Below are 21,266 nucleotides of genomic sequence, written 5' to 3'. Positions count from 1 at the left end.
GATGACACCCGGCCGTCCGATGACCCCCGGCTCCGCGTCCTCGTCCGACGACGGCGTCGACGCTGGCGACACCGTCGACGACGTCGACGCTGGCGAGACCGTCGGCGTCGGCGACGCCGTCGGCGCCCGCGCGGACGACGCCCCCGCGCCGGGCCGCAGGTCCCGCGGTCGGCGGGTGCTGCGCTGGATCGTCACGATCCTCGTGGTGGGCGTCGTGGGGTGGCTGTTCGCGCGCTCGCTGATCGCGAACTGGGCCGAGGTGCGCGCCCAGCACCTCGGGTTCTCGTGGCTGTGGATCCCCGCGACCCTCTGCTTCGCCCTGGCCGTCGTCGTCACGGGCTCCGCCTGGGGGCGGATCGTGCGCTGGCTGGACCCGTCGGCCCAGGTCCTCGCCCGCGAGGCGATCGCCGTGCAGTGCCTGTCCTGGGTGCTGAAGTACATCCCCGGACAGGTCGGCTCGGTCGCCAACAAGGTGATGTGGGCCGGGAAGAAGGGGATCAGCCGCACGCTGATCGTCATCAGCTTCGTGTACGAGAACGTGTTCCTGCAGATCGCCTCGATCGTCCCGGCGGCCGTGATCCTGCTGATCGGCCTGGGCCCGGGGATCTTCGGGTCGAACGCGACCCTGCTGCTCGCGCCCCTGCTGGTGCTGATCCCCGCCGGGATCGTGCTGTACGCCCCGGCCTTCCGGCGGATCATCGACCTCCCCGCCCGCAGAGTGCTCAAGAGGCCCGTTCCCGCCGAGTTCTTCCTCAGCGGGCCGCGCGCCCTGATCTCCTCCCTCGAGTTCGTGCTGCCGCGCATCGTCAACGGCATCGGCTTCGTGCTGATCGCGCACACGATCAGCGACATCGGCCCCGCCCAGTGGCTGCCCTTCGCCGCCGCCTACGCCCTCGCCGGCGCGATCGGGATCCTCGCGATCCTCGTGCCCAGCGGCCTGGGCGTGCGCGAGGCCGTGATCGTGCTGATCCTCAGCCAGTACGTGCCCGCCCCCGAAGCCATCGTCATCAGCCTGCTCGCCCGGCTGCTGGCCACCATCGGCGACGCGATCGTCGCCCTCGTCCACCTGATCGTCCGACGCACCCTTCCCGAGGAGACCCGCCCATGAGCACGCCCCGCATCACGATCATCGGCTCCGCGCTGTCCGGCAACAAGGGCGCCGCCGCCATGCTCGAGAGCGCCGTCCAGACCCTCACCGAGCGCCTGGGCGAGGTCGACTTCACGCTGCTGAGCATGTACCCGGCCGAGGACCGCGCCCAGAACCACTCCCCGAACCTCGAGGTCGTCCCCGCCGACCCCAAGACCCTCGGCGTCACGATCAACGCCCTCGCCCTCGCGCATCGGCTGCTGCCCTTCGCCCGTCCGCTGCTGCGCCGCCACCGCGCGATCCGCGCGCTCGCCGACTCCGCGGTGCTTCTGGACCAGGGCGGCATCACCTTCACCGACGGCCGCGAGAAGTTCCTGCTCTACAACGTCGCCTCGATCCTCCCGGCCCTGAACCTGCGCACCCCCGTCGTGAAGTGCGCGCAGGCCGTCGGCCCGTTCGCCAACCCGATCAACCGGATCGTCTCCAAGATCCTCCTGCCCCGCGTGCGCACCCTGGTCACCCGCGGGCGCATCACGCACGAGCACGCCGAGAAGCTGGGCCTGCAGAACCTCGTCGCCGGCGCCGACTACGCCTTCAGCCTCGAGATGGACGGCCCCGAGGGCCAGCAGCTCCAGGACCGCGTGGACCTCTCCTTCTTCGAGGACGGCGACGTGGTGGGCGTGTGCCCGAGCGTGGTGCTGCAGAAGAAGGTGGATGCGCGCCACGGCGAGGGCTCATACCTCACCCAGATGGTCGGCTTCATCGAGCGCCTGCGCCGCGACGGCCGCAAGGTGCTCCTGGTGCCCCACAGCGTGCGCACCGGCACCGACAAGACCCACAACAACGACCTGCCCCTGTGCCGCATGATCGCGCGCCGGCTGAAGCCCGGGCAGGACCTGCTGTTCGTCGGGACCGAGCTGAGCTCCCAGCAGCTGCGCTGCCTCATCGGCCGTTGCAGCCTCTTCGTCGCCAGCCGGTTCCACGCGATGGTCTCCTCGCTCGCGATGGCCGTCCCCACGCTCGTGATCGGCTGGAGCCACAAGTACCGCGAGGTGCTCGAGATGTTCGACCTCGAGGAGTGGGCGTTCGGCCACGACCAGCTCACGCCCGATCATCTCTGGTCGCGCTTCGAGGACCTCTCGGAGCAGCGGGACGACATCCAGAGCAGGCTCGACGCGCACCTGCCGGAGGTCAAGCGACGGTCGCTCGCCCAGGCGGACCTCATCGCCGACCTCGTGCGCGAGAGGCAGGCCGCGGGCGCGCGCTGACAGGCCGCGGGCGCGCGCTGAGGCGCCGGGCGGAAACGGTCCCGCTGATGAGCGCCGTGTCCTCCCCGTTCCCTGTGCGAAGTGCGGAACAATGAACGCAGGACGAGCAGAGGGGGTGCAGAGCGTGGATCGCGCACTGCGAGGTGTCCAGAAGTTCGGCGCCGTCGCCGTCCCGATCCTGGTCGTCTGCGCCCTCACGGTGTGCGCGACGATGGGCTGGATCGCGCGTCATCCCTTCGATGACCAGGGCGAGCACCTGCTGTTCCTGGGTGCCTTCGATGCGCACACGAAGCTCGTCGTGGGCCTGCTGATCTACACCGCGGTCATGTACGCCGCCCTGCTCACCGTCGTCGGCGGCCTCCTGCGGTTCACGCTCGCCCGTGCCGAGGAGCGCGCCGGCGAGATGACCGCAGGTCCCTCCCGCCGGCCCTCCCGGATCGCACGGGCCGCGCGCTGGCTGCTGGGCAGCTGGTGGCGCCTCGCCCTGCTGCTGCTCGTGATCTGGTCGCCGGTCCTGCTGGGCGAGGTGCTCGGCGGGGGCGGAGCGTGGGCGGACAGCGACCTCCGGGCCGGCTCCCTGCGCGGCGAGGCCATGTCCGGCCACCGCAGTCCGCTCGTGATCGTCGCGTTCGAGTGCGTGCTCGCCATCGGCCGCCTCCTCACCGGGGGCATCGGGGCGGGTCTCGGCGTCCTGGTCCTGGCCCAGCTGGCCGTCGTGCTCGCGGCCCTGGGCCGGGCGGCGGCGCTGCTCGGACGCTGGGTGCGCAGCGACGGCCTGTGCGCCCTCGCGCTCGCGGTGCTCGTGATCGGCGGCGTCCCGATCGCGCTCTGGTCCCTGTCGCTCTCTGCCGCAGCGCTCGGCGCGGCCTCCCTGTGCTGGTTCCTCGCGCTCGCCCTCGACCACGTCCACTCGCGCGAGCAGATCCGCGGCGGGCGCGTGCTCGAGTGGGCGCTCGCCGCCCTGCTGCTGCTCAGCTGCTCCGCGCTCGCGACGCCCCTGGTGATCGTGATGCTGGTGATGGCGGTGATCGTGCGCCGCGGCCGCGAGGCCTGGCGCGCGGTGCTGGTCGCGCTCGTCGTGCCGCTGCTCGTGGTCCTGGTGGGCACGCGCCTGGGGGCCTCCCAGGGCATGCTGGGCACCGAGGACCCGGTCGCCCAGCACGGGCTGCAGGCGCAGAGCATCGCCCTCGCGCTGCGCGAGGATCCCGACGCGCTATCCGCGGAGGACACCGACGCGCTCGGGAAGATCTTCGACGTCGACGCCCTGCCCGACCGCTACGCGCCCGGCGCGCCCGCGAGGCTCCTCGAGGCGGAGAACGACACCGTCAGCGCGGCGCAGGCGCAGCAGCTCCCCGACATCTGGTGGCACCTCGCCCAGAACCGTCCCGGACTCGCGGCCGACGGCATCCTGCTGGAGGTCGCCGACACCTTCGACCCCTTCGCCCACGGCAGGCAGAACCTGCCGGGCTCCGCGGACGACGGAGCGCCCGGCGCGGTCGGCTCGGTCCTCGACGGGACCCCGGGCCTGCGGCTGCTCGTCGAGTCGCCGCTGCGGGTCGTGGCCGTGCTGCTGCTGGGCGTGATCGCGGTCGCCCTGCGCCGCCCCGGTGTCTGGTTCTGGGCGGTGCCGATCGGCGTGCTGACCGTGGCGCTCGCCCTCATGCCCGCCGACGCCTCCGGCGGCGCAGCGCTCGTGATCGGCTGCTTCCTCCCCTTCGCGGTGCTCGCGCTGTCGGCGAGCAGGGAGCTCGTCGAGATCGGCTCGCCCGACGGCGCGGTGCGCAGGATCCGCCGGGTCACCCGGCGGCGCAGCGCGCCGGGCCGGGGCGCCGACGGCAGGGCGACTGGCCGGGTCGATGCTGCGGCCGATGGCGGGGCAGCAGGTGAGGCCGATGGCTGGGGCGCCGGCAGAGCCGATGCCGACAGCGGTGCGGCCGACTCCAGGGCCGACGGTCGGGAGGACAGCGCGGCCGACGACCTCAGCTGGATCGGGGTGACCAGCTCGCCGCGCGATGGCGGACCCCAGGGCCGACACCAGCGCTCCGCCGAGGCCGAGAAGGAGGGCCGCTACGGGCCGGTGCGCAGCCTGCCGCAGCGCCCCCTCGCGCCGCCGAAGGGCCTCCACAGGAAGCCCCCGCGGCGCTGAGTCCGCGGAGCTGTGAGTCAGCGGCGCTGGGTCCGCGGCGCTCCCCCAACAGTCGCTGATCCGGGGCGCGGACTTCCGCGCCGAGCTGCTGGACCCGGCGCCGCGGCGCGGGCCCCGCGGAGACTCAGCCTCGCCGCGGACGACGCTGCCACCAGCGGCGGCGCGGGGTGGGTTCGTCGTCCGCGTCCTCCGATGGGGCGATCGGCCCGTCGTGCATCGGGTGTGCGGTTCCGTCCGAGTCCTCGTCCTCGACCCAGACGTCGGTCCAGCCGATGTCGGACTCGTCGTGCGGACGGAAGGGACGGCGCTCGCCGATCTCCTCGGTGACGTCCTCGAGGTGGATCTCCCGGGGCGGACGCACCTCCTCGCCGCGATGCGGCACCGGGCACGTCCAGAAGTACGGGCAGCCGGGACATCCGGCGAGCTCCGCGTCCGGCGCGACCTCCCGCTGGACCTGCACCTGGTCCTGCGCCTGCAGGATCCGCTGGCGGGTGTCGTACGGGTTGATGTCCACCGGTGAAGGCTACGCGTCACGGCTCCGCACGCGGTGGTGGCGGCGCCGCGCGGTGATGGTCGCGCGCTGGCCCCGGAACGGGAGGGATGGCATGTCTCCCGACGTCGACTCCGGGAGGGCATCGCATCGCAGGACCAGGGCATGGGACGCGGCGATGAGGGGTACGGCCGGGAATCGGCCCTAACCGAGCTCGGGATCGGGAGTCGGCCCGAACAGTGCTGCGGATCGGGAGTCGGCCCGAACAGTGCTGCGCAATGGTCGTTAAGGGCGCTCAGAACGACCGCTTCGTAGCACTCAACAGGGCGTCGGGGCCGGGGCGGGCCGGGATCGGAGCTGGCCGGTGCATTGCTGAGTACCCGGTGTCGATCCGAACAGTGCTGCGCAATGGTCGTTCAGGGCGCTCAGAACGACCGCTACGCAGCACTCAACGGGGCGTTGGGGCCGGGGCGGGCCGGGATCGGAGCTGGCCGGTGCAGTGCTGAGTACCCGGTGTCGATCCGAACAGTGCTGCGTACTGGTCGTTATGAGCGCTCAGAACGACCACTACGCAGCACTCAAGGGGTCGGTCCGGCTTCTCCGGCGGCCGAGGCGTCCGGAACCTCGCCACGGTGGGTGGTGATCCGGGCCGACGGCGGACACTCCGGCGGGATTCGAACCTGCGACACGCTCCTTATGGGGGAGCTGCTCTACCGGGCTGAGCTACGGAGCGGGACGGCCCGCAGGCCGGGCTCCCTGTGCAGGCCGACCAGGGAACTCGGCGAGACGACCGACGCACAGGACTGGCGTCGGCGGCCGTGCGCGTCGTCCTTCGGGAACGACGCGCATCCATGGTGCGCAGAGAGCCCCGCGCCATGCCACCTGCGGGACACACGGCGACGCACAGTACGGCCGCCCTCGCGACCGGACGGCCGGCCCGCTCCGCCCAGTGAGTTCGGCCGGCCCGCTCCGCCCAGTGAGTTCGGCCGACCGGGTCAGCCCGACGCGCCCGGCGCGACAGCTCAGCCCTGCGCTGCCGCGCGCGCCGCGGCGGGCAGGGCCCGGGCGATGCGGTCGACGATCCGCTCGTCGTGCGCGGTGGAGACGAACCAGGCCTCGAACGCCGACGGCGGCAGGTAGACGCCGCCCTCGAGCAGTGCGTGGAAGAAGCGGCCGAACGCGGCCGTGTCCTGGTCCTTCGCGTCCTCGTAGGAGGTCACGGGCTGGTCGCGGAAGAACACGGAGAACAGGGTGCCGGCGGTCTGGATGGTGTGGGGGACGCCCGCGGTGGTGAGGGCGTCGGCCACGAGCGACTGCAGGGTCGAGGAGGTGCGTGCGAGCCGCGCGTAGGCGGCATCGTCGAGCCCGGCGAAGGTCGCGAGGCCCGCGGCCGTGGCGAGCGGATTCCCCGAGAGCGTGCCCGCCTGGTAGACGGGTCCCAGCGGCGCGAGCAGGTCCATGAGGTCGGCGCGGCCGCCGAAGGCGCCCACCGGGAGCCCGCCGCCGATGACCTTGCCGAAGGTCATGAGATCGGGAGCCCAGTCCGAGCCGCCGACCGGACCGGATCCGGGTCCGCCGGCCGAGCCCGCACCGGCGGCCGAGCCCGCACCGCCGGCCGAGCCCGCACCGTCGGCCGAGCCTGCACCGGCGGCTGAGCCCGCACCGTCCGCCGTCGGCCCGTCGATGCCGTAGTAGCCCTCGGCGCTCGCGCGGAAGCCGGTGAGCACCTCGTCGGTGATCAGCAGGGCGCCGGCGGCGTGGGCGGTCTCGGCGAGGAAGGCGTTGAAGCCCTCCGGCGGGGTGACCACGCCCATGTTCGCGGGCGCGGCCTCGGTGATGATCGCGGCGATCTCCCCACCGCGCTCGGCGAACAGCGAGGCCACGGCGTCGCGGTCGCCGTAGGGCAGCACGATCGTGTCACGCGCGGTGCCCTCGGTGACGCCTGCGGAGCCGGGCATCGCGAAGGTCGCGACGCCGCTGCCGGCCTCGGCGAGGAGGGCGTCGACGTGCCCGTGGTAGCAGCCGGCGAACTTCACGACGACGTCGCGGCCGGTGGCGGCGCGGGCCACGCGCAGCGCGCTCATGGTGGCCTCGGTGCCGGAGTTGACCAGGCGCACCTTCTGCAGCGGGCGCACCCGGCGCACGAGCTCCTCGACGAGACTGACCTCGCCGGTCTGCGGGGCGCCGAAGGAGAGCCCGCGGCCGGCGGCCTCGCGCACGGCGTCGACCACGCGCGGGTTCGCGTGGCCCAGGATCATCGGACCCCAGGAGCCGACGAGGTCCACGTACTCGTGGCCGTCGGCGTCGGTGAGCAGCGCACCGGAGGCCGAGGCGATGAACGGCGGGGTGCCGCCCACGGAGCCGAAGGCCCGCACGGGCGAGTTCACGCCGGCGGGGATCACCTGCTTGGCGCGGTCGAAGAGGGACTGGGAGGTCGTCTCGTCCAGGGTCATGGGTGCTGTCTCCTTCGGGGAGTGCGGACGGGTGGGGGAGTGCAGGCGGCGCCGGGACATCGAGCGGTGCCCGAGCCGGCGGCAGGGTGGGCTCTCAGAGGAACGGGCGCAGGTGGGCGGGTAGGCCGTCGCGGATCCAGCCGGCGACCTCGGAGGCCCAGTAGGTGAGGATCATCGAGGCGCCGGCGCGCTTGAAGCCGAGCAGCGATTCCATGATGGCGCGGTCGCGGTCGATCCAGCCGTTCGCGCTCGCGGCCTCGATCATCGCGTACTCCCCGCTGATCTGGTAGCTGCCCACGGGCACGGGGGAGGAGTCGGCGATGTCGCGGAGCACGTCGAGGTAGGGCATGCCGGGCTTGACCATCACCAGGTCCGCGCCCTCGTCGACGTCGAGCTCGACCTCGAGGCGGGCCTCCCTGCCGTTGCCGGGATCCTGCTGGTAGGTGCGGCGATCGCCTTCGAGAGAGGAGTCGACGGCCTCGCGGAACGGGCCGTAGAACGCCGAGGAGTACTTCGCGCTGTAGGCGAAGATCGAGACGTCCTCGAAGCCGGCCTCGTCCAGGGCGTCGCGGATCGCGGCGATCTGGCCGTCCATCATCCCCGAGGGGCCGATCATGTGGACGCCCGCGCGGGCCTGCGCGAGCGCGATCTCGCGATAGCGCACCAGGGTGGCGTCGTTGTCGACGCGGCCGCGGGAGTCCAGGACGCCGCAGTGGCCGTGGTCGGTGAACTCGTCCAGGCACAGGTCGGCCATGATCACGAGGTCCTCGCCGATCTCCTCGGCGAGGCGCGCGATCGCCCGGTTCACGAAGGAGTCGGGGTCGCTCGCGGCGGAGCCCACCGCGTCCTTCGTCGCGGGGACGCCGAACAGGATGATCCCGCCGACGCCGCGGTCGGCGGCCTCGCGGGCCGCCTCGAGCAGGGAGTCCTCGGTGTGCTGGACGACCCCGGGCATCGAGGTGATCGGCACGGGCGCGTCGATCCCCTCGCGCACGAACATCGGCAGGACCAGGTCCGACGGCCGCAGCGTGGTCTCGCGCACCAGGGAGCGCATGGCCTCGGTGGTGCGCAGGCGGCGGGGCCGACGGGCCGGCGAGAGGCGGGCGGGAAGCTGCGCGCGGTAGTCGGCGACGCGCTGATCAGGGTCGATGGAGGTCATCGGGGTGTCACTCCTTCGGGGCGGCGGGGCTGGTCGGGCTGGTCCAGCTCGTGGAGCCGGTGAGGCTGTCGAGGCTGGCGGGTTGGGGAGTGGTCGTCTCGGGCGTGAGCGAGAGGTGCACGGCGCGCGCGAGCGAGGGTGCGTCGGGGTGCTCGGCGCGCGCGTCGACCCGGAGTCCGGCGTCGACGGCGGCCCCCTGGGTGGGGCGGCCGATGACGACGACGGCGGTGCGCGGGTGCACGCCGATCTGAGCGGCGCGGCGCGCGATCATCGAGCTGGTCAGCACGATCGCGTCGAAGCCGCCGCCGGGCAGGTCGCGCTCGACCTCCGCGGGCAGGGGTGCGTGCTGCGGGTGGTAGGCGTCGATCTGCTCGACCCGCATGCCGACGCCCTCGAGGCCCTCGCGGACGGTCGGGGCGGCGGCCGACGAGGCGGGCAGCAGCACGCGCGGCGCGGGAGCGGGTGCGGGAACGGCCGGATTCTGGTCCGGTGAGCCCCCGGCCCCCCGATGACGGCGCACCGCCTCGACGAGTGCGGCACCGGATCCCTCGGCGACCAGGTCGACCTCGAGGCCGGCCTCGTGCAGTGCGCGGGCCGTCGCGCCGCCGACGGCGACGACCTCGGTGCCTGCGGGCACCTGCAGGCCTGCGGCGACGAGCGAGCGCACGGTCGCGGGGCTGGTGATGACCAGCAGGTCGTAGGCGCCGCCGGCGAGGCGGTCGAGGGCGGGGGCGAGGTCCGCGGCAGGAGCGGGCTCGATGCGGACGAAGGGCGCCCGCACCACGTCGTAGCCGGCGATCTCGAGGAGGTCGGTCAGGTCGTCCCCGCGCCCCTCGGGGCGGGGGAGGAGGACGCGGTCCCTGCTCACGATGCGGCGTCGCCCTCTGCGGTGCTCGGCTCCGCGGCGTCGCCCCCTGCAGTGCTCGGCCCCGCGGCGTCGCCTCCGGCGGTGCTCAGCACGCGGGCGGCACCGGCGTCGAGGAGATCGGCGGCGAGATCCTGCCCCAGGCGCACCGCGTCGGCCTCGAGGGCAGCCGGGTCGGCGAGGTCGACGGGCGTGCTGCGGGTGCCCTCGAAAACCTGGACGCCGTCCTCGGAGATCGCGAGCCCGCGCAGGGTGAGCACGGGTCCCTCGGAGGCATCTGCGCCCGCGATCGTGCCCAGGGCGCCGACGGGCGCCGAGCAGCCGGCCTCGAGGGTGCGCAGCAGGGAGCGCTCGGCGGCGACGGCCGCGCGGGTCGGGGCGTGGTCGGCCGCACGCATGCCGGGCTCGAACCAGGCGCCTGCGGAGGTCTCGGCGCACTCGACGGCCAGCGCGCCCTGGGCGGGCGCGGGCAGCAGCAGGTCGGGGCTCAGCAGCTCGCTGATGACCTCGCCGCGGCCGAGCCGCAGCAGGCCGGCGGCGGCGAGCACCACGGCGTCGAGGTCCGCGTCCTCGCCGAGCGCGCGGGCGAGCCGCGTCTCGACGTTCCCGCGGATGCCCACGACCTCCAGATCGGGGCGGGCGCGGCGCAGCTGGGCGGCGCGGCGCGGGGAGCCGGTGCCGACCTTCGCGCCCCGCGGGAGCGCCTCGAGGGCCAGGCCGTCGCGGGCGCAGAGTGCGTCGCGGGGGTCCTCGCGCTCGGGCACGCAGGCCATCACGATGCCGGGGACGGGCGCGGTGGGCAGGTCCTTCGCGGAGTGGACGACGGCGTCGACCTCCCCGGCCAGCAGGGCCTCGCGCACCGCGGTGACGAACACGCCGGTGCCGCCGATCTGCGCGAGGGGACTGGTGCGGTCGACGTCCCCGTGCGTGCGCACCCGGACGAGCTCGACGCGGTCCTCGCCCGCGACGCGCCCGGCGATCTGGCCGGACTGGGCGAGAGCGAGGTCGGAGCCCCGGGTGCCGACGCGCAGCACAGGGGCCCCGTCGGCGCTCACGCCGGCACCTCGGAGCCCGTGCGGGACTGCCCGGCGTGCGCGGCCTGCTCCTCGGCGATGAGCGCGCGCATCTGCTCGTCGGCCTGCATGGCGCGGGCGATCTGCTCGACCGTGTCCAGGGCCGCGCCCTCGACGGGGACGGGGCGGGCGTGCGCCGAGCCGTTCAGGCAGCACAGGGCGCCGCAGGTGTCCTCGACAACGCCGAAGCCGGTGACCGCACGGGGGCTGTGACCGGGCTCGACATGCTCGCGTACGAGGTCCACGAGGCCCTCGACGAAGCGCTCGTCGGTCCCGGAGGTCGCCACGCGCGTGAACGCCAGGCCGAGCTCCTCGGCGGTCTCGGCGGCCTCGGTGTCCAGGTCCCAGACGACCTCGACGTGGTCGGTGACGAAGCCGATCGGGACCACGATCACCGCGTCGGCCTCGTCGTGCTCGCGGAGCTCCTGCAGGCGGTCGTTGATGTCGGGCTCGAGCCACGGCACGTGCGGAGCGCCCGAGCGGGACTGGTAGACCAGCTCCCAGTCGGGCGCGGCGGGTGCCGTCGGCCCGCCGTCGGCCCGGTCCGCGTCGGCCGAGCCCCCGTCGGCCCCCGCGAGCTGCTCCATCACCCAGCGGCACGCCGCGAGGTGCTGGGCGACGTACCAGCCGCCCACATCGCCCGCCGACGGGTCGGCCGCGTCCTTCTCGGCGGGGCCGGAGGCGCTGGACATGACGTGCGGGATCGAGTGCGTGGAGAACAGCACGCGGGTGCGGGAGGCGTCGTGGCCGGCGTCGCGCATCTGCGTGATCGCCGCGCGCACCCCGTCGCGCACGGGCTCGAGGAAGCCGGGATGGTCGAAGTAGGCGCGGATCTTCTGGATCTCCATCTCGCCCACGAGATCGTTCGCGACCAGCGCCTTCGCATAGTCCTCGCGGTACTGGCGGCACGAGGAGTAGGAGGAGTAGGCGCTCGTGGCGACCGCGAGCACCCGGCGGTGCCCGTCGGCGCTGATCTGCCCGACCACGTCGCTCGTGAACGGCGCCCAGTTGCGGTTCCCCCAGTAGACCGGCAGGTCGATGCCGGCCGCGGCGAGCGCCCGCTCGAAGCGGGTGATCAGGTCGCGGTTCTGGTCGTTGATCGGGGAGCGCCCGCCCAGCTTGCGGTAGTGCTCGCCGACGACCTCGAGCCGCTCGTCCGGGATCCCGCGCCCGCGGGTGACGTTGCGCAGGAACGGCACCACGTCCTCCTGCTGCTCCGGCCCGCCGAAGGAGGCGAACAGGATGGCGTCGTAGGGGACGTCCTGGGGGAGAGATGCGGGGTGCTCGGTCATGGTGACCTCCGGGTCGCAGTCGATGCCCCGGCGGGGCGGCCGGGGCGGAAGGGAATCGGGTGGGTGCTGGAGGGGATCAGACGAGGATGGCGGCGACGTCGTCGGCGGCGGCCAGGCGTCGGCCCACGTGGAAGGGCAGCTCGTCGCGCACGTGCAGGCGAGCGCCGGTGTAGCGCAGGGCGCGCATCATGTCGACGAGATCGTGGAGGTCGTCGGACTCGAAGGACAGCAGCCACTCCCAGTCGCCGAGCGCGAAGGCGGCGACGGTGTTCGCGTGGACCTGCGGGTAGGTGCGGCCCAGCGTGCCGTGCTCGATGAGCATGTCGCGGCGCTCCTCGTCGGGCAGCAGGTACCACTCGTAGGAGCGGGTGAAGGGGTAGACCGTGACCCACTGCTGCGGAGTGCGGGAGGGGGAGAGGAAGGCCGGGGCGTGGGACCGGGAGAACTCGGCCTCGCGGTGCACGCCGACGGCCGACCACGAGCGCACCAGGCCCTCGGCGGCGCGGGTGCGCTCGAAGCGGCGCAGGGCGTCCTGCAGGGCCTCGGGGGTCTCGGCGTGCATCCACAGCATCAGGTCGGCCTCGGCGCGGAACAGCGACGCGTCGTAGATGCCGCGCACCACGGTGCCCTCGGCCTCGATCGCGGCAACGACATTCTCGATCTCCGCCGCGACCTGCTCGCGCGGGGCGTCGGCCGCCTCGGCGCGCGTGAACACGGTGTACGAGGTGTACCGGACCGTGTCTCCGCCGGTGGGGGCCGACGGAGCCGAGGCGGTCGACGGGGCGGGCACTGTGCCCGCCGCGGGGGCCGACGGGGTCTGGTGGGTGTCTTCGCTGCTCATGATGTCCTTCCATCGTGTCGGACGAGGGCGTCGAGCCCCGTCCCGGCGCGCCATGCGCCGGTCAGCTCCAGCGGCAGCGCTGCGCTGCCGAGGATGCGGTCGAGGTCTTCGAGGGCTGCGCGGTGGCCCGGACGGGCCTGCCGCATGGTGCGCCGCCAGGTCACGGTGCGTGCGGCCCGCAGATGCTCGCGGGCGAGCGCGGTGCCGAGGATCGCGGAGGCGTCGGCGAGGGCGAGGTCGGTGACCTGCTCGTCGGTGAGGGCGTCGTCCCCGGGCAGCACCTCGCCGGGGCGCCCGTAGGACAGGCGCAGCACGTGGGCGTGGGGCCCGAAGCGCTCGCGCGCGGCCCGGTCCACGTGCTCCCACTTCGCGCTCGCGTGGGTGAGGCCCTTCGCGCGGATCCCGCGAGTGCCGGGTGCGACCAGGGCCCCCGTGCCCGAGGGGAAGGCGTCGAGCGCGGGAGCGTCGAGCGCCAGCAGCACGAGCCTCACGGCGACGGCGGGGCTGCGGGGGATCGCGCGGGCGATCCCGGCGAGGGCCTCGTCGGCCCCGTCACCCAGCAGCAGGTCGTGGCCGGTGCCGGGGTCCGTCGCGATCACGAGGCGGTCGGCGGCCACGGTGCCGGCGTGGACGCCGTCCAGGCGCACCTGCCAGGCGGCGTCGACGTCTGTGCCGTCGGCCCGACGGGTCGACCCGCGGCGCACGCCGACCGCACGGGTGCCGCTGAGCATCGTGCCGCCGTGGGAGAGCAGGTCATCGGCCAGAGCCCCGGGCAGCAGCGCCATCGTCGGATCGAGGGCCCGCACGGCCGTGCCCGCGGAGGCGCGGGCCTGCGGGCGCAGGCGGCGCACGGCCGCGGCGAGGGACCCCGTCTCGCGCACGGTCTCCTCGAGGCGCGGCAGCACGCACGCGAGCTCGAGGGCGTGCGGATCGGCCGAGTGCACGCCGCCGATGATCGGGGCGACCAGGCGCTCCGCGACGCGGTCGCCCATGCGGCGCCGCACGTACTCGGCGACGCTCACGCCGTCGGCGAGGCCGTATGAGGCGGGCAGCAGGCGCTCGGCCCAGGCACGCAGCGCACCCGTCGTGCCGAGCACCGTGCGCACCTCGCGGGACAGCGGATCGCCGGGGATGCCCAGCAGGCCGCCGGGCGGGGAGACGAGCGCGCCGGCCTCGGAGACCACGCGGGAGCCGAGCCCGGTGCGGGGGCTCACGACGCTCCCGTCGAGGCCGAGGTCCCGGAGCAGGGCGTCGACCGCGCCGGAGGCGGTGCCGTAGGCCTCGGCGCCGGCGTTGACGACGAGTCCGCCCAGGTCGACGCCGCGCACGGCGCCGCCCACGTCCTCACGGCGCTCGACGAGGGTGACGCGGGCCCCGCCGCGCGCATGCCTGCGCGCGGCCAGGAGCCCGGCGAGACCTCCGCCGAGGACGAGGACACGGGTGCTCACAGCGCGTCGGCCTCCCGGGTGCTCGGGATGCTCGGGGTCGGGCGCGCCGAGGACTGCTCGCGCGCGGTCGAGGACTGCTCACGGGCAGGCGAGGACTGCTCATGGAGATATGCGACGAGGTCGGTGAGGACGCCGGGATCGGTGTCGGGCGGGACGCCGTGGCCGAGGTTCACCACGTGGCCGGGCGCGGAGGCGCCGCGGGCGAGGACCGCGTCGGCCTCCGCGTAGCGGGCGTCGGCCCCCGTGAACAGGACGGCGGGGTCGATGTTGCCCTGCACGGGCACGCCGTCGCCGAGGAGGTCGACGGCCTGGTCGAGGGCGATGCGGTGGTCGACGCCCATCGTGGTCGCGCCGGCCGCGTGCATCTCGCGCAGCAGGTGGCTCGCGCCCACGCCGAAGTGGATCCGCGGCACGTCGAGATCGGCGACAGCGCCGAGCACGGCCGCCGAATGCCGCTGGACATGGGCCAGGTAGGTCTCTGCCGAGAGCGCGCCCACCCACGAGTCGAACAGCTGCACGGCCTGTGCGCCCGCGGTCACCTGGGCGCGCAGGAATCGGCCCGAGAGCTCGGCGACCCAGCCCGCGAGGCGGTCCCAGGCGTCGGGATCCTCGCGCATGAGGGCGCGGGTGCGCAGGTGGTCGCGGCTCGGGCCGCCTTCGACCATGTACGAGGCGACGGTGAAGGGGGCGCCGCAGAAGCCGATCAGCGGGGTCGCGCCGAGCTCGGCGGTCACCAGGCGCACGGCCTCGCGGATCGGCTCGAGCGACGCCTCGAGGGAGTCGTCGATCGGGGGCAGGGCGTCGATGTCGGCGACCGTGCGGATCGGGTGGTCGAAGACGGGGCCGCGGCCGGGCACGATCTCCACGGCGAGGCCGGCGATCTTCGCGGGCACCACGATGTCGGAGAAGAAGATGCCCGCGTCCACACGATGGCGGCGCACGGGCTGCAGGGTGATCTCGGCGGCGAGCTCCGGCATGAGGCAGGCCTCGAGCATGCCGGTGCCCTCGCGGGCCTCCCGGTACTCGGGCAGGGAACGGCCGGCCTGGCGCATGAACCACACGGATGCGGGCGCCGCGGGGTCGACGGCATCTCCGCGCAGCCGGCGCACCAGGGTCGGGGTGTCCTGCGCGGTGGCCTGCGGAGCCTGCGCAGTGCCCGGACGGGCGGCGGGGGCGGGGCTCATCTGATCTGACATCCTGTCGTGAAAAGTGGCTCTGACGTGCACGATCGCCGTGCTCTGCCATTGTGCCCCCACCCCGAGGACGGCCCGCGGGAGGAAGGTCCCGGGGTGGTCAACACCTCACCGGTCCCGGAGCTGCCCGGGCCTACCATGGAGTGATGCTCGCCGCCGTCCGTGCCACCCATGAGCACCTCGATCTCGGGGTGCTGGACGTGCTGACCCGCGATGCGGCCGACCTCCCCGAGGTCATCGATCACCTCAACGCCGACGGCGGCCCGCTCGACGGCTGGGTGGTCATGTCCACCTGCAACCGCCTCGAGGTCTACCTCGACACCCAGCGCTTCCACGACGGCCTCGAGCTCGTCGTCGAGGCGGTGAGCGAGACCAGCGGCCTGGACGCCGAACTGGTCTCCGTGTGCTTCGAGACCGCGATGGGCGCGCCCGTCGCCGAGCACCTCTACGAGGTCACCGCGGGGCTGCGCTCCGTCGTCCTCGGTGAGGCGGAGATCGCCGGCCAGGTGCGCGCGGCCTTCGACGGGGCCCGCGGAGCCGGCCACACCACCGCGCAGCTCAACGACCTCTTCCAGATCGGCTTCCGCTTCGCCAAGCGCGTCGCCTCCCGCACCCCGGTGGGCGCTGCCGGCCGCTCCGGCGTCGCGATCGCGCTCGACCATGCCGTCGGCCTCATCGGCCCGCTGCAGGACAAGGACGTGCTGGTCATCGGCACCGGCGCCTATGCGCGCCTGGGCGTCGCCGACCTCACCCGCCGCGGCGCCGGCCGGGTGCGCGTGCACTCCGGCTCCGGGCGCGCCCTCGGGTTCGCCGAGCGCCACGGCATCGAGGCCATCCGCGCCGACCAGCTCGGGACCGCGATCCGCGAGGCGGACCTCGTGCTCGCCTGCTCCGGCCGCGGCACGAGCCTGTTCCCCGACCACTTCCGGGACGTCGGCCCGACCCTCATCCTCGACCTCGCCCTGCACTCCGACCTGCACCCCCTGGTGCGCCACCTGAACGACGTGCGCGTGCTGGACCTCTCCGACCTCACCATCGAGATCGACGAGGAGGCCGCCCCCGTGCTCGAGGCGGCCCGGCAGATCATCGCCGACGGCGTCGCCCAGTTCACCGCCCGCCAGGAGTACCGGCGCGTGGACCCGGCGATGGCCGCGCTGCGCCGCTCGCTCGGCGAGGCGACCGACGCGGAGGTCGCGCGGCTGCGCCGCGGCGGCAAGGGCGAGGAGGCCGACGACGTCGAGAGGTCGATCCGCCGCATCCTCGCCAAGGTCATGCACTCGCCCACGGCCCGCGCCCGCGAACTCGCCGAGCAGGGCGACGCCGAGAAGTTCGTGCAGGCCTTCCACACCATCTTCGGCGTCGACCTCGGAGAGGCCGACGCCCCCGAGGAGGGCGACCACCTCGCGAGCCCCTGGGTGCGCCTGGACCGCACCGTCCCCCCGGAGGCCGTGCGCGAAGGCGCCCTGCTGACGGGGGAGACGCCCGGGGCGCCGGAGGAGGGAGCCGCGGCCACCGAGCCTGCCGCGGCCACCGAGCCCGCCGCGGCCCCGACCGCCGACACGATGGAGGCCCTCGCGCGACTGGCCCGCATCGGCGTCCAGGAGAACGTGCGCCAGAACCCCTCGGCCTGCCCGCTCACGCCCGCCCAGCAGCAGGCGTTCCTCGAGCAGGTCGGCCACGGGCACCACTGAGTCGACCGCGGTCACCACTGAGACCCGTCCGATCCCCCTGAACCGGAGGACCCGATGACCATGCCGAGTCCCACCACGGCCGAGCTCTACCCACGCCTCGCGTCCATGCTCGCGGGTCCCGACGCCCCGAACGCCTTCGATGCCGCCGTGATCGACGTGCGCGCCGAGCTCGCGATCGCCTGCGCCCGCGAAGGCCGCGCCGAGGACGCAGCCCTGCAGGTCGAGGAGCTCGTGAAGGACTGCCGCCGCGAACTCACCGAGGACGATCCGCGCACGGCCCGCGCCGAGGAGGCGAAGGCGGAGGTCTGGCGCCTCATCGAGAGCGTCGGCGAGAAGGGCTGAAGCGCCCCCGGTCACTACACGTAGTGGGAGGTCGGGTCACGTGCATATTCGAGGGTCACCCGACCTCCTGCTACGCGTAGTGCTCGCCCCCGCGCGAGACTTCGCTCCAGGTGCTCGTGGCGCTCCAGGAACTATGGGTGCCCCGGGTGCGCTTGGCGCTCCAGGGTCTGCGATTGCCCCGTGCGCCCTGCCCGCCCGGTGAGGTCGGCAGGCTCGGGGTCCTCTGCGATGAGCCGGAGCACCTCGAGCGTGGTCTCGGCCTGCACGGTGGGCTGCCAGGTGTGCTCCTGGTCCTCCCATGATCTGCCGTGGCGCACCCACCCGGTCTCGCATCCCGCGGCGCGCCCTCCGGCGATGTCCGCGTCAGGATGGTCGCCAATCATCCATACGGTCCCCGCCTCCTCGCGGAGCCCGAGGCCGTCGAGCGCTGCCGCGAAGATCCCTGCGGAAGGCTTCTTCACCCCGACCGATTCGGAGATCACGACGTGGTCGACGAGCTCGCCGATGCCGGTCAGCTCGAGCTTCCGGGACTGCTGATCCGTGCGCCCATTGGTGACGACGACGACGGGAACGCCGCGCGTGCGCAGGCGCTGCAGCTCCTCGACGACGCCGGGATAGGGGGAGATGAAGGGGAGGTGGCCTCGTCGCAGGTGCATCACGAGCTCCTCCGCGGGCATGCTCGTCCCCAGCCGCTCACGCAGTCCGTCCGCGAGTGTGCGGCGCGGTTCGTAGCCGTGAGCATCCGCTGCCAGCAGCCAGCTCAGATCCTCCTGATCGCCTCCGAGGTCCTCCACGAAGCCCTCCGCCCAGCGCGCGAAGCCGCCGTCGCGGTCGATGAGCGTGTTGTCGAGGTCGATGAGGAGCAGCATGCGCCGAGACTATCGAGCACCGAGCACCGAGCACCGAGCACCGAGCACCGAGCACCGAGTGCCGAGCACCCCGGAGCCGGAATCGTGCGAGGTGCACTGGGGCCGAGCGTCCGGCGTGGCAGAGACGGAGGGCTGTCCGGTCTTCTCCTCGCGATCGTGCGAGCGGGGAGACGTCGCGCTCAGCTGAAGCCGTCGGGCGTGCGGAGGTAGGCGATCGCCATCGCGCTGATCTCCTGCGCGAAGTCGTCGCGGGTCATGTGCGGAAGGAGCGCGTCGGGCCTCACGAAGCTGTGGAAGCACGCCGCGAGGAGAGTGCCGGCGACGGCGTCGAGGGCCTCGGCCGTGTCCGATCGTCGGATCTCGTGGGCGTGCGGTGCGGCCGCGTCCCGCAGGATCGCGCGGATCTCGGAGATCGTCCGCGCTCCGTGGTCCTCCGCATCCGCCTCGCGGACCGTCAGCAGGTCGGGGAACAGCGCGTGGGAGTCCGCGAAGGCCTCCATGAGGGCGTGGGCGTAGCGGGTCAGCACGTCGGCCAGAGAGGGGCCCGCTTCCCGCAGGCGGGCGGCGACCTGGTCGCGGCGCTGATCCAGCATCCTGCCCGTGAGGGTGCTGACGAGCTGCGCCTTCCCGTCGAAGCGGCGGTAGACGGAGCCCACCGAGATCCCCGCACGGTCCGCGACCGCGGCGATCGTCATCTTCTCGAGCCCCACCTCGAGGGCGAGAGCCTCGGCGGCCTCCAGAGTGCGGGCCAGGGTGGCCGCGCTCCGCGCCTGGAGCGGCTCGCGGATCGAGGGGCCGTGAGCGGTGGTGTCCGTCATCTCTCGCATGCTACCGAGGCCCCGCGCATTGACAGTGCCGGGGCGAGCGCACAATATGTGAATCAAGATTCGCATTTCATCCAGTGCTCGCAGGGGCCGCGGTGCCCGCAGCACCTCAGCGCCCGCAGCACTTCAGCGCCCGCAGCACCGCAGCGCTCCCAGCATTCCCCGCACTCCGAGAGAAGACAGACCATGGACGAGCTCCTCGCGCTCCCGCCGATGACCATCACGCTCGCCGCCGGTCCCGAGGGACCCGGCAGCCTCGACGACTTCGAGCGGTTCTCTGCGCAGCGCGCGCTCGCCCGGTATCGGGATCGGCTGGGGCGCGACGGTCTGCTCGCGCTCCTCGGGGACGACATCGAGGAGGGCAACGCGTATCTGCGTCAGGCGGCCCGGGCGTCCGACGGCCGCTTCCACGCGGGGACCACGGTCCTCGAGGTGGACGGGCTCACCGCCGGCGAGTTCATGTCCTGGATGTCCACGGCGTTCGACGACGAGCGGGCGCTCCTGGCCGCGCACCCGGAGCACTATGTGATGGCCGATCAGCCCGACGGCACCGTCCTGGTCGTCGAGAACATCGGCCCGCACGTCTGCTCGTTCTACATGGGCGGCTGGGGGAGCAACGCGCTCGGGTGGACGAGCGAGGCGGCCGAGCTCCAGAACGAGTCGGAGTTCCCGCACCGGATGGCCTCGAACCTGTTCCTCGAGGACGGGACCGTCGTGGGACGGGTGCTGACGCAGTTCGGTGACACGGCCCAGGGATTCAGTGCGCGTCTGACGGTCTACCTGCCCACCGAGTGCTCGGCCGACGTCCTGGAGCACCACCTCCGGCACTTCGGGGTCGAGTTCCGCAACTGGATCGTCGCTGCCGACGCGGAGAGGCGCTGAGCGCGTCGGCCGACTGCCCAGCGGTGACCATGCTGCCCCGCGCCGCACCCCGGCCCGCGAACCGTCATCGCCCACTTACGATGTCCACAGCCCGAGGCGTCGACGACGAGCCGGACGAGTGATCGAGCTCCCGAGCCCTTCCATGGAAGCGGAGGAACCCCCATGCCCGCACCACGTCATGGTCTGCCCCGAGTCCGCCGCCCGGAGCGCGCGGGCCGGCGGGGTGGCGACGCCCGAGCCGCCGGGGTCGCCGCGGGCGGCGCCGGACCGATGATCCGGTACGTCTCCCGCGGGGTGCCGTCGGCGCCGCCCGAGGGGACGTCCGTGGCCGATGCCCTCGAGTTCTCGCACTCGTCCCCGGACCGGATGGTGATGTTCTTCTACGCGGACCCGAGCCGCGAGGACGTGGCCGAGCTCGAGGAGGCGTGGGGGCTGCACCCCCTCCTGGTCGAGGATCTGCTGAACGGGCATCAGCGCCCGAAGCTCGAGCGCTACGGGGACGTGCTGTTCCTGGTGATGCGCTCCGCGCGGTACATCGACGAGACCGAGGAGGTCGAGTTCTCCGAGTTCCACCTGCTCGTGCGGGCGGGCGCCGTGGCCCTGCTGTGCCAGGACGGCAGGTGGCTCGACGGAAACGAGGAGCCCTCGCTCGCCGACGGTCATCCCCTCGCCGCCACCCGGCGCGAGCGCTCGCTGCTCGGAGGCCTCGACCTGCTGTCCCTCGGTCCTGAGGCGGTCCTGTACCGGGTGCTCGACACGATCGTCGACGACTACGGGCACGTGCTGCGCGGCCTCGAGATCGACAAGGAGCAGATCGAGAGGCAGGTCTTCAGCGGGGATGCGGCCGTCGCCGAGCGCATCTACCGACTGAGCCAGGAGGTCATCGACATGCAGCAGACGATCGCCTCCGTGAGCGATGTCGTCGCCTCCCTGCAGGGAGGGTTCGAGAAGTACGACATCCCCGAGGAGCTCCGGGCGTACCTGGACGACGTCTCGGACCATCTCTCGCGCTATACGTCCCGGGTCCGCGACCTCCGCGATGCGCTCGCGCAGATCCTGGACGTCAACGCGACGCTCGTCGCGCAGCGGCAGAACGAGGACATGAAGAAGATCTCCGGATGGGCGGCGATCCTCTTCGCCCCGACCCTGATCGGCGCGATCTACGGCATGAACTTCGACGACATGCCGGAGCTGCACTGGGCCTTCGGGTATCCGATGGCGCTGGGGCTGATGCTCGGGCTCGCGGTCGTCCTGTACGTCGTGTTCAAGCGCAGCCGGTGGATGTGATCGCGGCGCCATCGTCCGAGGTGTCCGTATGGTTGGCCCCCACGGATGAGTCGGCG

The 21,266-nt window shown here is 73.4% G+C and carries 18 protein-coding genes and 1 tRNA gene; 7 read left to right on the top strand and 12 right to left on the bottom strand.

The window, feature by feature from the left end:
- Position 1 precedes the first annotated feature (1 nt).
- From FHG10_RS05765 to FHG10_RS17905, 3 genes are all read left to right on the top strand, one after another.
- Entirely contained in the window at positions 2-1,108 is a 1,107-nt protein-coding gene (locus FHG10_RS05765) for a lysylphosphatidylglycerol synthase domain-containing protein (protein WP_152352356.1), read from the top strand.
- Positions 1,105-2,355, top strand: a complete 1,251-nt coding sequence (locus FHG10_RS05760; RefSeq protein WP_152352355.1) for a polysaccharide pyruvyl transferase family protein — start codon at positions 1,105-1,107, stop codon at positions 2,353-2,355. Before FHG10_RS05765 ends, FHG10_RS05760 begins: the two co-directional genes overlap by 4 nt.
- Positions 2,356-2,479: 124 nt before the next feature.
- Positions 2,480-4,501 carry a DUF6020 family protein gene (locus FHG10_RS17905; RefSeq protein WP_193636205.1) on the top strand — a complete coding sequence of 674 codons (2,022 nt, stop codon included), beginning with the start codon at positions 2,480-2,482 and terminating at the stop codon, positions 4,499-4,501.
- A 124-nt stretch (positions 4,502-4,625) separates the two neighbouring features.
- Here the strand turns inward: FHG10_RS17905 and FHG10_RS05750 are convergent, their stop codons facing one another.
- From FHG10_RS05750 to hemE, 10 genes are all read right to left on the bottom strand, one after another.
- Entirely contained in the window at positions 4,626-5,015 is a 390-nt protein-coding gene (locus FHG10_RS05750; RefSeq protein WP_152352354.1) for a hypothetical protein, read from the bottom strand.
- A gap of 635 nt (positions 5,016-5,650) precedes the next feature.
- Positions 5,651-5,724, bottom strand: a tRNA-Met gene (locus FHG10_RS05745).
- 289 nt (positions 5,725-6,013) lie between these two features.
- Positions 6,014-7,444 carry a glutamate-1-semialdehyde 2,1-aminomutase gene (hemL, locus tag FHG10_RS05740; RefSeq protein ID WP_152352353.1) on the bottom strand — a complete coding sequence of 477 codons (1,431 nt, stop codon included), beginning with the start codon at positions 7,442-7,444 and terminating at the stop codon, positions 6,014-6,016.
- A gap of 94 nt (positions 7,445-7,538) precedes the next feature.
- On the bottom strand, positions 7,539-8,603 hold the full coding sequence (gene hemB, locus FHG10_RS05735) for a porphobilinogen synthase (RefSeq protein WP_152352352.1): 1,065 nt from the start codon (positions 8,601-8,603) through the stop codon (positions 7,539-7,541).
- A gap of 7 nt (positions 8,604-8,610) precedes the next feature.
- Complete coding sequence (locus FHG10_RS05730) at positions 8,611-9,471, bottom strand: uroporphyrinogen-III synthase (protein ID WP_193636204.1); 861 nt, start codon at positions 9,469-9,471, stop codon at positions 8,611-8,613.
- Positions 9,468-10,523, bottom strand: a complete 1,056-nt coding sequence (gene hemC, locus FHG10_RS05725; protein ID WP_152352350.1) for a hydroxymethylbilane synthase — start codon at positions 10,521-10,523, stop codon at positions 9,468-9,470. Before hemC ends, FHG10_RS05730 begins: the two co-directional genes overlap by 4 nt.
- Complete coding sequence (locus tag FHG10_RS05720) at positions 10,520-11,833, bottom strand: ferrochelatase (RefSeq protein WP_152352349.1); 1,314 nt, start codon at positions 11,831-11,833, stop codon at positions 10,520-10,522. Before FHG10_RS05720 ends, hemC begins: the two co-directional genes overlap by 4 nt.
- Positions 11,834-11,909: 76 nt before the next feature.
- On the bottom strand, positions 11,910-12,674 hold the full coding sequence (hemQ, locus tag FHG10_RS05715) for a hydrogen peroxide-dependent heme synthase (protein WP_152352348.1): 765 nt from the start codon (positions 12,672-12,674) through the stop codon (positions 11,910-11,912).
- A complete protein-coding gene (locus FHG10_RS05710; RefSeq protein ID WP_152352347.1) occupies positions 12,671-14,122 on the bottom strand; it encodes a protoporphyrinogen/coproporphyrinogen oxidase in 1,452 nt (483 codons plus the stop codon). The genes hemQ and FHG10_RS05710 overlap by 4 nt, the downstream gene beginning before the upstream one ends.
- Positions 14,119-15,318, bottom strand: coding sequence for a uroporphyrinogen decarboxylase (gene hemE, locus FHG10_RS05705; protein ID WP_152352346.1), 1,200 nt, complete (start codon positions 15,316-15,318; stop codon positions 14,119-14,121). The genes FHG10_RS05710 and hemE overlap by 4 nt, the downstream gene beginning before the upstream one ends.
- A gap of 143 nt (positions 15,319-15,461) precedes the next feature.
- Between hemE and FHG10_RS05700 the strand changes: the two genes are divergently transcribed.
- The gene (locus FHG10_RS05700) at positions 15,462-17,006 is read left to right on the top strand and encodes a glutamyl-tRNA reductase (RefSeq protein WP_152352345.1); all 1,545 of its coding nucleotides are present in this window, start codon (positions 15,462-15,464) and stop codon (positions 17,004-17,006) included.
- 54 nt (positions 17,007-17,060) lie between these two features.
- Positions 17,061-17,348 (top strand): hypothetical protein, encoded by a 288-nt coding sequence (locus FHG10_RS05695; RefSeq protein ID WP_152352344.1) that lies wholly within the window; start codon positions 17,061-17,063, stop codon positions 17,346-17,348.
- A 131-nt stretch (positions 17,349-17,479) separates the two neighbouring features.
- On the opposite strand, the gene FHG10_RS05690 is transcribed toward FHG10_RS05695, so the two are convergent.
- On the bottom strand, positions 17,480-18,217 hold the full coding sequence (locus tag FHG10_RS05690; RefSeq protein WP_152352343.1) for an HAD family hydrolase: 738 nt from the start codon (positions 18,215-18,217) through the stop codon (positions 17,480-17,482).
- 179 nt (positions 18,218-18,396) lie between these two features.
- Positions 18,397-19,035, bottom strand: a complete 639-nt coding sequence (locus tag FHG10_RS05685) for a TetR/AcrR family transcriptional regulator (RefSeq protein WP_227488059.1) — start codon at positions 19,033-19,035, stop codon at positions 18,397-18,399.
- A gap of 192 nt (positions 19,036-19,227) precedes the next feature.
- Here FHG10_RS05685 and FHG10_RS05680 point away from each other — a divergent pair, with 192 nt between their 5' ends.
- Together FHG10_RS05680 and FHG10_RS05675 are read left to right on the top strand one after the other, a co-directional pair.
- Entirely contained in the window at positions 19,228-19,923 is a 696-nt protein-coding gene (locus FHG10_RS05680) for a hypothetical protein (RefSeq protein ID WP_152352341.1), read from the top strand.
- Between the two features lie 162 nt (positions 19,924-20,085).
- Complete coding sequence (locus FHG10_RS05675; RefSeq protein ID WP_227488058.1) at positions 20,086-21,210, top strand: magnesium and cobalt transport protein CorA; 1,125 nt, start codon at positions 20,086-20,088, stop codon at positions 21,208-21,210.
- Positions 21,211-21,266 lie beyond the last annotated feature (56 nt).

Origin of the sequence: Brachybacterium subflavum, assembly GCF_009299795.1 — a bacterium.
Lineage (GTDB): Bacteria > Actinomycetota > Actinomycetes > Actinomycetales > Dermabacteraceae > Brachybacterium > Brachybacterium subflavum.
This window is presented reverse-complemented; position numbering and strand designations above follow the sequence as displayed.

Excerpts from the sequence above, each read along its gene's own strand:
- FHG10_RS05765 (WP_152352356.1), top strand. The coding sequence starts at position 2 with ATGACACCCGGCCGTCCGATGACCCCCGGCTCCGCGTCCTCGTCCGAC.
- FHG10_RS05760 (WP_152352355.1), top strand. The coding sequence starts at position 1,105 with ATGAGCACGCCCCGCATCACGATCATCGGCTCCGCGCTGTCCGGCAAC.
- hemL (WP_152352353.1), bottom strand. The coding sequence starts at position 7,444 with ATGACCCTGGACGAGACGACCTCCCAGTCCCTCTTCGACCGCGCCAAG.
- hemB (WP_152352352.1), bottom strand. The coding sequence starts at position 8,603 with ATGACCTCCATCGACCCTGATCAGCGCGTCGCCGACTACCGCGCGCAG.
- FHG10_RS05720 (WP_152352349.1), bottom strand. The coding sequence starts at position 11,833 with ATGACCGAGCACCCCGCATCTCTCCCCCAGGACGTCCCCTACGACGCC.
- hemQ (WP_152352348.1), bottom strand. The coding sequence starts at position 12,674 with ATGAGCAGCGAAGACACCCACCAGACCCCGTCGGCCCCCGCGGCGGGC.
- hemE (WP_152352346.1), bottom strand. The coding sequence starts at position 15,318 with ATGTCAGATCAGATGAGCCCCGCCCCCGCCGCCCGTCCGGGCACTGCG.
- FHG10_RS05700 (WP_152352345.1), top strand. The coding sequence starts at position 15,462 with ATGCTCGCCGCCGTCCGTGCCACCCATGAGCACCTCGATCTCGGGGTG.
- FHG10_RS05695 (WP_152352344.1), top strand. The coding sequence starts at position 17,061 with ATGACCATGCCGAGTCCCACCACGGCCGAGCTCTACCCACGCCTCGCG.
- FHG10_RS05690 (WP_152352343.1), bottom strand. The coding sequence starts at position 18,217 with ATGCTGCTCCTCATCGACCTCGACAACACGCTCATCGACCGCGACGGC.
- FHG10_RS05685 (WP_227488059.1), bottom strand. The coding sequence starts at position 19,035 with ATGACGGACACCACCGCTCACGGCCCCTCGATCCGCGAGCCGCTCCAG.
- FHG10_RS05680 (WP_152352341.1), top strand. The coding sequence starts at position 19,228 with ATGGACGAGCTCCTCGCGCTCCCGCCGATGACCATCACGCTCGCCGCC.
- FHG10_RS05675 (WP_227488058.1), top strand. The coding sequence starts at position 20,086 with ATGCCCGCACCACGTCATGGTCTGCCCCGAGTCCGCCGCCCGGAGCGC.